Origin of the sequence: Streptomyces hirsutus (assembly GCF_001418415.1) — a bacterium.
In the GTDB taxonomy this organism is placed as follows: Bacteria; Actinomycetota; Actinomycetes; order Streptomycetales; family Streptomycetaceae; genus Streptomyces; species Streptomyces hirsutus.
The window spans coordinates 1-10,323 of record NZ_LIQT01000275.1 but is presented as its reverse complement, the minus strand read 5'-3'; the positions used below and the strand labels follow the sequence as shown (position 1 = coordinate 10,323).

The following is a 10,323-nucleotide window of genomic DNA, read 5'->3' as shown; positions in this document are numbered from 1 at the left end:
TCGGTACGGGACAGCGAGGCCGGCGCGGCCGACGGCCGAGGCGGGGACGGTGGAGGCGGCGGGGACGGTGGCTGGCGGGAGATCCTGCCCCGGACCCGTCTCCAGCCCGACACCAACCACCGCTTCGTCCTCCCCGCCCCGGCGGTCGGCACGCACGCGCGCGTGGACATCTTCCCGGACGGCGGCATCTCCCGGCTGCGCCTGTTCGGTTCACTGACCGACCGGGGGTCGGCCGCCCTGACCGCACGCCACCGGGAACTGGGCGGCTGACCCGCCGCCTGCCCACCGCCCGGCGGCGGGCAGGCGGCGGGTCACGTCGGTCGGGCCGTTTACGCCGGTCAGGCCGCGTGGCCGCCGTCCACCGCGAACTCCGCGCCGGTGACGTACGCGGCGCCGGCCAGATGGGCGATCGTGGCGGCCACCTCGTCGGCCGCGCCGAAGCGGCCGACGGCGGTCATCGCCGCCTGAGCCGGGGCGTGGGGGCCGTCCGCCGGGTTCATGCCGGTGTCGATCGGCCCCGGATGGACGATGTTCGCCGTGATGCCCCGCCCGCCCAACTCCCGCGCGAGCGCCTTCGTCAGCCCGACCAGGGCCGCCTTGCTCATCGCGTAGAGCGTGCCGCCGGGGCCCGGGACACGCTGGGTCATGCAGGTGCCGAGCGTGATGATCCGCCCTCCCGCCGTCATGTGCGCGGCGGCCGCGCGGGAGGCCAGGAAGACGCCGCGTACGTTCACGGCGAGGACCCGGTCGACATCGGAGACGGTCAGGGCGTCCAGCGGGCCGAGTACGCCGATGCCCGCGTTGTTCACCAGGACGTCGAGGCGGCCCAGCGACCGCACCGCGGCGGTCACGGCCCCGGCGGCCTCCTCCGCGTCCGCAGCGTCCGCGCGCAGGGCCACCGCGCGGCGTCCCAGTGCCTCGACGGCCCGGACGACGTCCTCGGCGGCCTCCCTGCCGTTGACGTAGGTGACGGCCACGTCCGCGCCCTCCCGCGCGAGCCGCAGCGCCGTCGCCGCGCCGATCCCGCGGCTGCCGCCGGTGACCAGGGCCGCCTTGCCGCTCAAGGTTTCCGGAATGTTCGCCAGTGAGTTCATGCCTCCATCCCAGCGCCGCCGTCCCCGGCCCGCTGGCGGTGAACGGACGTCGACCCGGCGCACGACCGATGAGTCGCGGGCGCCGCGGGGGTTGGCAACTGTTGGGATTTGACCGAGCACGAGTGTGTTCTGGCGTGTGTGAGTGAGCGCTGGGTTCGCGGGGTGGGTGTCGTCATGTCCGGGGAGGGGGGAATGGAAGTTCGTCTGCCGAATGCGTGACCTTTGCGCGTGATGTTCGTTGGGCGGGGTGAGCAGGGCATGACGACTTGGCGGAAGGGTGTGGGGTGGGCGGTCTGCGGGAGCTGGCGGCGCCGTTTGTGGCGCCTGGCCCGTCGGGGGTGGCCCTCCGCACCCGGCTGAAGCAGCTGACGGCCGCTGATGAGGAGGTGTTGCGGCGGGTGGGCGCGCATCTGGGCACGCTGGCCTCCGGTGACCTCAAGGCACGGTGCCGTGACGGCCTCGGGCACGACGCGAAGGCGTGGGCCGTGCGTAAGCGGGAGTTGACGCCGTTGTCGTCGGCCCGGTGGGCGGGTGCGATCACGAGGGCGACGCATGAGCAGTGGGCGCTGGCCCGGCGTTGCGCGCTCGCCCACCTCCAGGGCCTTCAGGCGGGGGTGCGGATGCTGCGGCACCGGCTGTCACTGCCGGTCGGCTCGAAGGGTTCGAAGAAGGCTCCGGGTGGTTACCGCAGTCGGCGGGAGTGGCATGCCAAGGCCCGCCGGCTGCGCGTGCTGGAGGACCGGCTGGCGCGGGAACGCGCCGCCTGGCAGGCCGGAACCGTACAGGTGGTGCGCGGCGGCAAGCGCCTGGCCCGGATGCGGCACCAGCTGCCCGCCGCGCGGCTCACCGAGGCCCAGTGGCGTGCACGCTGGGAAGCGGAACGGTGGTTCCTGCGGGCGGACGGGGAGAGCGGGAAGCGGTACGGCAACGAGACGATCCGCATCAGCCCGGACGGTCAGGTGAGCATCAGGCTGCCCGCCCCCTCGCCGGGCTGGCGAACGCCCCGCACGGCCGGTACGTGCTCACCGGCCGGATCCGGTTCGCGCACCGGGGGCCGGAGTGGGCCGACCGCGTGGCCGTCAACCGGGCCGTCGCCTACCGCATCCACCACGACCCGGCCCGCACGCGCTGGTATGTGACCGCGTCCTGGCAGCAACCCGCATCCCCGGCGGTCCCGCTGGCGGCGGCGCTGGCCGGCGGGGTGATCGGGGTGGACATGAACGCCGACCACCTGGCCGCCTGGCGCCTGGACGCGCACGGCAACCCGACCGGGAATCCGCGCCGCTTCTGCTACGACCTGTCCGGCACCACGCAGCACCGGGACGCCCAGCTCCGCCACGCCCTGACCCGGCTGCTGCACTGGGCTAGGGCCTGTGGGGTGCGGGCGATCGCGGTGGAGGACCTGGACTTCACCGCGGAGAAGACCCGCGAGAAACACGGAGGCAGGAGTGGCCACCGTCAAAACCCATGTCTCCCGCATCCTGGCCAAGCTGGACCTCAACAACCGCGTGCAGATCGCACTGCTCGCCCACGACGCCGGACTCCTGGACGACACCGAGGAGCGTTAGCGTCACCAGGTGCCCCGTCCGATCCGCAGCCCGAAGGAGTTCCGTGACCGCGTCCTCCGGACTCGACCTGACCACTGCCCAGCGGACCCTCGACAGCCAGCCCTTCAGCCGGCTGCTCGGCGCGCGCGTGACCGCCTTCGGGGAGGGCGTTGCCACCCTCGAGATCGACGTCCGCGCGGAGCTCCACCAGCAGAACGGCTTCCTGCACGGCGGCGTCCTCTCCTACGCCGCCGACAACGCCCTCACCTTCGCGGGCGGCACCGCGCTCGGCCCGTACGTCCTCACCGGCGGCTTCTCCATTCAGTACCTCCGTCCGGCCACCGGGCGCACCCTGCGCGCCCGTGCCGAGGTCGTGCACGCCGGCCGCCGCCAGGCCGTCGTCCGCTGCGACCTGCACACCCTCGACGACGACGGCACCGCGACCCTGTGCGCGGTCGCCCAGGGCACGGTCCTGCCGGTCTCCGTGCCCTGAGCCCCCGACGCCCGCCCCCGAGCGCCCGCACCCGGGGGCGGCGCTCACCCGTAGGCCGAGACCGCCCCGCCCGCGATCTCCATCAGCCGTACCGGCCTGCGCTCCCGCCGGGACAGCTCGCACGCCTCCGCGACGCGCAGCGCCTGGAGGGCCTCGCGCCCGTCGCAGGGATTGGCCCGCTCGCCCCGCACCACCTCGACGAAGCCGTTCAGTTCCGCCTCGTACGCGGGCCCGAAGCGCTCCAGGAAGCCCGTCCACGGCTTGTCCGCGGCCGGGGGCCCGGTCGGCTCGGTGGACGCGATCGGCGTACGGTCGTCCAGGCCGACCACGATCTGGTCCCGCTCCCCGGCGAGCTCCATCCGCACGTCGTAGCCCGCGCCGTTCATCCGGGTCGCGGTGAGGACGGCGAGCGTGCCGTCATCGAGGGTGAGGAGCGCCGCGCCGGTGTCCACGTCGTCCGCCTCGCGGAACATCGCCGGCCCCGCGTCGGACCCGGCGGCGTAGACGTCCACGATCTCCCGGCCGGTCACCCAGCGCACGACGTCGAAGTCATGGATCAGCGTGTCCCGGTACAGCCCGCCGGACTGGGGCAGGTATCCGGCCGGCGGCGGCTCGGGGTCGCTGCTCATGGCCCGTACGGTGTGCAGCCGGCCGAGCCGGCCCGAACGCACCGCCTCCCGCGCGCCGGTGTAGCCGGGGTCGAACCGGCGCTGGAAGCCCATCTGCAGGACCGTCCCGGCCGCCTCGACCTCCGAGACCGCCTGTAACGTGCCCGCGAGGTCGAGGGCGATGGGCTTCTCGCAGAAGACCGGCAGCCCCGAACGGGCCGCCCTGCCGATGAGTTCGGCGTGGGCGGACGTGGCCGTGGTGATCACCAGGGCGTCCACCCCCCAGGTGTAGATCTCGTCCACCCCGGGCGCCGCCGTCTCACCGAGCCGGTGGGCGAGAGCCTGTGCCCGAGCGGGATCGGCGTCCGTGAGGATCAAGGATCCGACGTCGCGATGCCTGCTGAGTGTGTGGGCGTGAATGGTGCCGATACGGCCCGTACCGATGACCCCGATGCGCATGGGAACAAACTGCGGCCCGCGCCCCTCCCTGTCAATCCGTATGTCCGGACAATCGAACTACACTACTTCCCGTCCACCCCGCGCGGGGCTACGCTCGGGCCGTGCCCAAACCAGGAGTGGACCCGACCGTGCAGCTGGAGCTGAGCGTGGACCGCGGCTCCCCCGTACCGCTGTACTTCCAGCTGTCCCAGCAGTTGGAGGCGGCCATCGAGCACGGCAGGCTGACCCCCGGGAGTCTGCTGGGCAACGAGATCGAGCTGGCCGGGCGCCTCGGGCTGTCCCGGCCGACCGTCCGCCAGGCCATCCAGTCCCTCGTCGACAAGGGCCTGCTCGTGCGGCGGCGCGGAGTCGGCACCCAGGTGGTGCACAGCCAGGTCAAGCGGCCCCTGGAACTCAGCAGCCTCTACGACGACCTGGAGTCCGCCGGCCATCGCCCCACCACGAAAGTCCTGGTCAACACGGTCGTCCCCGTATCCCCCGAGGTCGCCGCCACCCTCGGGGTGGACGAGGCGGGCGAGGTGCACCGCATCGAGCGGCTGCGGCTCGCGCACGGGGAACCGATGGCGTACCTGTGCAACTACCTGCCCCTCGGGCTGCTCGACCTGGACACCCGGCAGCTGGAGGCCACCGGTCTGTACCGGCTGATGCGGGCGGCCGGGATCACCCTGCACAGTGCCCGCCAGACCATCGGCGCCCGCGCCGCCGGGGCCGCCGAGGCCGAGCGGCTCGGCGAGGAACGGGGCGCCCCGCTGCTCACCATGCAGCGCGTGACCTTCGACGACACCGGCCGTACCGTGGAGTTCGGCACCCACACCTACCGGCCCGACCGCTACTCGTTCGAGTTCCAGCTGCTCGTACGGTCGTGACGCCCCGGGGCGCGGAGTTCCTGAGTCCCGGGGCCTGTGGTCCGGGGGCCCGAGGTTCTCGGACCCCGACCTCCTCGGACCCCGGCCTCCTTTCCCCGTGCTGAACTCCCGGTGAAGTCCAGGCGACTTGGGGGACTTGAAGTGATCTTCATCGCATTGTCCGGACAATGTGACCAGATCATGGAACGGGGTGCCGAAAAGCGAAGGTTGTCCTCTCGGGCGGAGCCGTCGGACCGCGCCGGGGAGCCGTCGGGAAAGCTGTTCGAGAGCGGTCGGGACGCCGTCGGGAAGCGGTCGGAAGAGCCCCGGAGACGGCGCGTGTCACGCGTTCCCTTTGCTCCCGAGTACGCCACCCAGGGTCACCGTGAGGCAGAATCGGCGACGATGAGCACCTACCGCGACCTCACACTGCCCAGGGCGCTGAGTTCCGCCCGGGCGGGCGCCGCCCCCATCGGCTCCCGCCGTGCTCCCGTGCTCCGCACGGTCGGCACCAGGGAACGCCGCTCGCACCTGACGGCACCGCGCGTGCCGACCGTCGGCATCGACATCGGCGGCACGAAAGTGATGGCGGGCGTCGTCGACGCCGACGGCAACATCCTGGAGCGGCTCCGCACGGAGACCCCGGACAAGTCCAAGAGCCCGAAAGTCGTCGAGGACACCATCGTCGAACTGGTGCTTGACCTGTCCGACCGGCACGACGTGCACGCGGTCGGCATCGGCGCGGCCGGCTGGGTCGACGCCGACCGCAACCGCGTGCTGTTCGCCCCCCACCTTTCATGGCGCAACGAGCCGCTGCGCGACCGCCTCGCCGGCCGGCTCGCCGTTCCCGTCCTGGTCGACAACGACGCCAACTCCGCCGCCTGGGCCGAGTGGCGCTTCGGTGCGGGACGCGGCGAGGACCACCTCGTCATGATCACGCTGGGCACCGGCATCGGCGGCGCGATCCTCGAGGACGGCCAGGTCAAACGCGGCAAGTACGGCGTCGCCGGCGAGTTCGGCCACATGCAGGTCGTCCCCGGCGGCCACCGCTGCCCCTGCGGCAACCGCGGCTGCTGGGAGCAGTACAGCTCCGGCAACGCACTGGTCCGCGAGGCGCGCGAACTGGCCGCCGCCGACTCGCCGGTCGCCTACGGGATCATCGAGCACGTCAAAGGGAACATCGCCGAGATCAGCGGCCCGATGATCACCGAGCTGGCCCGTGAGGGCGATGCCATGTGCATCGAGCTCCTCCAGGACATCGGCCAGTGGCTCGGTGTCGGCATCGCCAACCTCGCCGCCGCCCTCGACCCCTCCTGCTTCGTCATCGGCGGCGGGGTCTCGGCCGCCGACGACCTGCTGATCGGCCCCGCGCGGGACGCGTTCAAGCGGCACCTCACCGGCCGCGGCTACCGCCCCGAGGCCCGCATCGTCCGCGCCCAGCTCGGTCCCGAGGCGGGCATGGTCGGCGCCGCCGACCTCGCCCGCCTGGTCGCCCGTCGCTTCCGCCGCGCCAAGCGCCGCCGGGTCGAGCGGTACGAGCGCTACGAGCGGTATGCGGAGGCGGGCCGAGCCATCCAGGAGACGCCGTGACGGGCGACGTTCTCCACCGCACCGGCCGTCCCGGCGGGCCCCGGCCGCCCGAGGGCCGCGGGCACATGATCCGCCGCAGGGCGCTCACCCTGCTGATCATCGTGCTGCTCATCGGTGTTCCGGCCGGGTATCTGATGATCTCCGCGAACCAGAGCCGGGCCAGCGGCAAGGACAAGGAGGCCAGGTACTCGGCGAACGGCCTGACCCAGGGCTGGCCGTCGAAGGTGCAGCGCCGCCTCTACCAGGTGCCGGTCCCGCACCCCGCCTGGTGGGTGGCCACCTACGAGACGAACAACTGGAAGACCAGCCGTCTGTACGTCGAGTTCGAGACCACCGACGCCGGCCTGAGCGCCTTTCTCACCAGCATGGGCGTGCAGCAGGACGACCTGAAGCGGGACGACATCACCATCAGTGAGCGCGACCGGGAAGTCACCGGCTGGAAGTTCGACCGCCCCGGCATCTGGTCCGGTCTCGTCAACGAACGGAAGAACCCCGCGCCCACCCACGATGTCGTCGTCAACGAGGGCAAGCCGGGCTTCCCCAGGGTGTACGTCGTCTCCCGGACGGTCCCCTGATCCGCACCGCCGCTCCCGGCCCGTGAACCGGGGCGCCCGGTCCGCCCGGGGCTGCTCGGGGCCGCCCGGGTCCGGCCGCGGAACCGGTTGTCGGTGCCCGCCCGTAGAGTCGAAGGCGGATGGTCCGACGACACGGGCGGGCATGCACGGGACGGGGACGGGGACGTGCTGGAGGTGACAGGGCGCATGAGCGAGGGGACCGTGACGGCCGAACGGCACACGGCCGGGACGGGCACGGGGGAGGCCGGCCCGGCGGGTGCGGCGATCGCGGACGCCGCAGCGGAGATCCCCGTCGGTCTCGCCGCCGTCTTCCTGCCGTCGGCCCTGCCGCGCGACGGACGCGTCGCCTTCTACGACCCCGAGAGCGGCCCCGCCGAAGCCGCGCCGGAGCACGCCCCGCGTACGCGTCTCACCGTCACCCGCCCGCACGGCGACGGGGTCCGGCGGCGGACGGTCACCGCGTTCTCCCTCCCCCTCGACGAGGCCCTGCCCCTGCTGGTCCGCGCCCGGCACGACCCCGCGGCGCACCCCGCCACCACCTGCTGGGGCGCCGCCGCCCTGCACGCCCTGCGGCTCACGGCGCGCGGCCGGCTGCTGCCCGGCCTGACGGCCACCGGCCATGACGCCTGGCGGGCAGGGCCTCTCGACCCGGACGACGTGGCACACCTGCGCGCGGTGGCCGCGGCCCTGCCCTTCGAGGGCCACGCCGTCCCGCTGCCCGGCCCCGGCCCGCTTCGGCTGCCGCAGCCGGAAGCCCTGGTCCGCGCCTTCCTGGACGCGGTCGCGGACACCCTGCCCCGTACCCCGGCCGCGCCGTACGCCTCGGGGCTGCCGTTCGCCGCCCGCAAGGCCCAGCGGTTGCCCGGTGCCCAGGACTGGGCCGCCGAGGTCGCCGCCGGCATGGACGCCGGCGTGCGTGTCTCGCTCCGCCTCGACCTCTCCGCGTACGACCTGTTCGACGGCGCCGCCGAGGGTGCGGGAGGCACCGGCGCGCGCGGTGCGGGCGCGGCGGTCGTCCAGGTGCACAGCCTCGCCGACCCCACCCTCGTCGCCGACGCGGCGGCCCTGTGGGCGGGGACGGCGGACCACGCGTTCGGCCCCCGCGCGCGCGTGGACGCCGCCCTCGCCGTCCGCCGGGCCGCCCGTGTCTGGCCCCCGCTGGACCGGCTCTCCGACCAGGACGTACCCGACGTCCTGGCACTGTCCGAGGACGAGCTGAACGACTTGCTCGGCGTCGCCGCCACCCGCCTCGCCGCGGCCGGTGTCGCCGTGCACTGGCCCCGGGACCTGGCCCAGGACCTGACCGCGACGGCGGTGGTCCGGCCGGCTCCCGGATCGGCGACCGACGGGAGCGGCTTCTTCGAGAGCGAGGACCTGCTGCGCTTCGGCTGGCAGATCGCGCTCGGCGGCGACCCGCTCACCGAGGCCGAGATGGACGCCCTGGCCGAGGCCCACCGCCCCGTCGTCCGGCTGCGCGACCAGTGGGTGCTGGTCGACCCGGCCCTCGTCCGCAAGGCCCGCAAACGGGAGCTGGGACTGCTCGATCCCGTCGACGCGCTGTCCATCGCCCTCACCGGCACCGCGGAGGCCGACGGCGAGACCGTCGAGGCGGTCCCCGTCGGCGCCCTCGCCGTCCTCCGGGACCGCCTCACCACGGGTGTCCGGCCCGCCGACCCGCCCCCCGGGCTCGACGCCACCCTGCGCGACTACCAACTGCGGGGCCTGGCCTGGCTCGACCTCATGACCTCCCTCGGCCTCGGCGGCTGCCTCGCCGACGACATGGGCCTGGGCAAGACGATCACCCTCATCGCGCTGCATCTGAAACGGGACCGCGCCGAGCCGACCCTGGTCGTCTGCCCCGCCTCCCTGCTCGGCAACTGGCAGCGGGAGATCACCCGGTTCGCCCCCGGCGTCCCCGTGCGCCGCTTCCACGGCCCGGAGCGGACCCTGGAGGACCTGACCGGCGGCTTCGTCCTCACCACCTACGGCACCATGCGCTCGGCCGCCCCGACGCTGGCCGCGCAGCGCTGGGGCATGGTCGTCGCCGACGAGGCGCAGCACGTCAAGAACCCGCACTCGGCCACGGCGAAGGCACTGCGCACCATCCCGACCCCCGCGCGCGTGGCCCTCACCGGCACCCCCGTCGAGAACAACCTCTCCGAACTGTGGGCCCTCCTCGACTGGACGACCCCCGGACTCCTCGGCCCCCTCACGTCCTTCCGGGCCCGGCACGCCCGCGCGGTGGAGGCCGGCGAGGACGACGAGGCCGTCGAGCGGCTCTCCCGCCTGGTGCGGCCCTTCCTCCTGCGGCGCAAGAAGTCCGACCCGGGCATCGTCCCCGAACTGCCGCCCAAGACCGAGACGGACCACCCCGTCCCGCTCACCCGCGAACAGGCCGCGCTCTACGAGGCGGTGGTGCGCGAGTCGATGCTCGCCATCGAGACCGCCCAGGGCATGGGCCGCCGGGGCCTGGTGCTGAAGCTGCTGACCGCGCTGAAACAGATCTGCGACCACCCGGCGCTCTACCTCAAGGACGAGCACGCACGGGCCGCAGGCGGCGGCCGCCTTGCGGCCCGCTCCGGCAAACTCGCCCTGCTGGACGAACTGCTGGACACCCTCCTCGCCGAGGACGGATCGGCCCTGGTCTTCACGCAGTACGTCGGCATGGCCCGGCTGATCACCGCACATCTGACCGAGCGCGCGGTGCCGGTCGACTTCCTCCACGGCGGTACGCCGGTACCGGAGCGGGAGCGCATGGTGGACCGCTTCCAGAGCGGCGCGACCCCCGTCCTGCTCCTGTCCCTGAAGGCGGCGGGCACCGGCCTGAACCTCACCCGCGCGGGCCATGTCGTCCACTTCGACCGCTGGTGGAACCCGGCGGTCGAGGAGCAGGCCACCGACCGTGCCTACCGCATCGGCCAGACCCAGCCGGTCCAGGTCCACCGCCTGATCACCGAGGGCACGATCGAGGACCGCATCGCCGACGCGATCCTCGGCTCCGGCGAGTCGGCCCTCACGGAACTGACCGACCGCGAGCTGTCCGACCTGGTCTCCCTGCGGAGGACGTCATGACCCCCCGCCCGTCCGACGAGGCCCGGGAGGCCCTGCGGGC

General features: G+C 73.6%; 7 protein-coding genes and 3 pseudogenes. 8 read left to right on the top strand and 2 right to left on the bottom strand.

Annotated elements, in window-relative coordinates:
- Window positions 1-270: pseudogene (locus tag AOK11_RS20865) on the top strand (allantoicase); the annotation flags it as partial.
- A 68-nt stretch (window positions 271-338) separates the two neighbouring features.
- Here the strand turns inward: AOK11_RS20865 and AOK11_RS20860 are convergent.
- Window positions 339-1,094, bottom strand: a complete 756-nt coding sequence (locus AOK11_RS20860; protein ID WP_055595247.1) for an SDR family oxidoreductase — start codon at window positions 1,092-1,094, stop codon at window positions 339-341.
- Window positions 1,095-1,378: 284 nt separating this feature from the next.
- Here AOK11_RS20860 and AOK11_RS20855 point away from each other — a divergent pair.
- From AOK11_RS20855 to AOK11_RS20850, 3 genes and pseudogenes are all read left to right on the top strand, one after another.
- Window positions 1,379-2,556, top strand: a pseudogene (locus AOK11_RS20855) (IS200/IS605 family accessory protein TnpB-related protein); the annotation flags it as partial.
- Window positions 2,543-2,662: pseudogene (locus AOK11_RS43510) on the top strand (LuxR C-terminal-related transcriptional regulator); the annotation flags it as partial. The pseudogenes AOK11_RS20855 and AOK11_RS43510, both read left to right, overlap by 14 nt.
- Window positions 2,663-2,705: 43 nt before the next feature.
- The gene (locus tag AOK11_RS20850) at window positions 2,706-3,134 is read left to right on the top strand and encodes a PaaI family thioesterase (RefSeq protein ID WP_055595246.1); all 429 of its coding nucleotides are present in this window, start codon (window positions 2,706-2,708) and stop codon (window positions 3,132-3,134) included.
- 44 nt (window positions 3,135-3,178) lie between these two features.
- Here the strand turns inward: AOK11_RS20850 and AOK11_RS20845 are convergent, their stop codons facing one another.
- Window positions 3,179-4,201, bottom strand: coding sequence for a Gfo/Idh/MocA family protein (locus AOK11_RS20845; RefSeq protein WP_055595245.1), 1,023 nt, complete (start codon window positions 4,199-4,201; stop codon window positions 3,179-3,181).
- Window positions 4,202-4,329: 128 nt separating this feature from the next.
- On the opposite strand from AOK11_RS20845, the gene AOK11_RS20840 reads away from it, so the two are divergent.
- From AOK11_RS20840 to AOK11_RS20825, 4 genes are all read left to right on the top strand, one after another.
- The gene (locus tag AOK11_RS20840) at window positions 4,330-5,067 is read left to right on the top strand and encodes a GntR family transcriptional regulator (RefSeq protein ID WP_206188894.1); all 738 of its coding nucleotides are present in this window, start codon (window positions 4,330-4,332) and stop codon (window positions 5,065-5,067) included.
- A 384-nt stretch (window positions 5,068-5,451) separates the two neighbouring features.
- A complete protein-coding gene (locus AOK11_RS20835; RefSeq protein ID WP_055595243.1) occupies window positions 5,452-6,636 on the top strand; it encodes an ROK family glucokinase in 1,185 nt (394 codons plus the stop codon).
- 65 nt (window positions 6,637-6,701) lie between these two features.
- Window positions 6,702-7,211 carry a sugar kinase gene (locus AOK11_RS20830; RefSeq protein WP_381169792.1) on the top strand — a complete coding sequence of 170 codons (510 nt, stop codon included), beginning with the start codon at window positions 6,702-6,704 and terminating at the stop codon, window positions 7,209-7,211.
- 186 nt (window positions 7,212-7,397) lie between these two features.
- On the top strand, window positions 7,398-10,283 hold the full coding sequence (locus AOK11_RS20825; RefSeq protein ID WP_240497426.1) for a DEAD/DEAH box helicase: 2,886 nt from the start codon (window positions 7,398-7,400) through the stop codon (window positions 10,281-10,283).
- The last annotated feature ends 40 nt before the right edge of the window (window positions 10,284-10,323 follow it).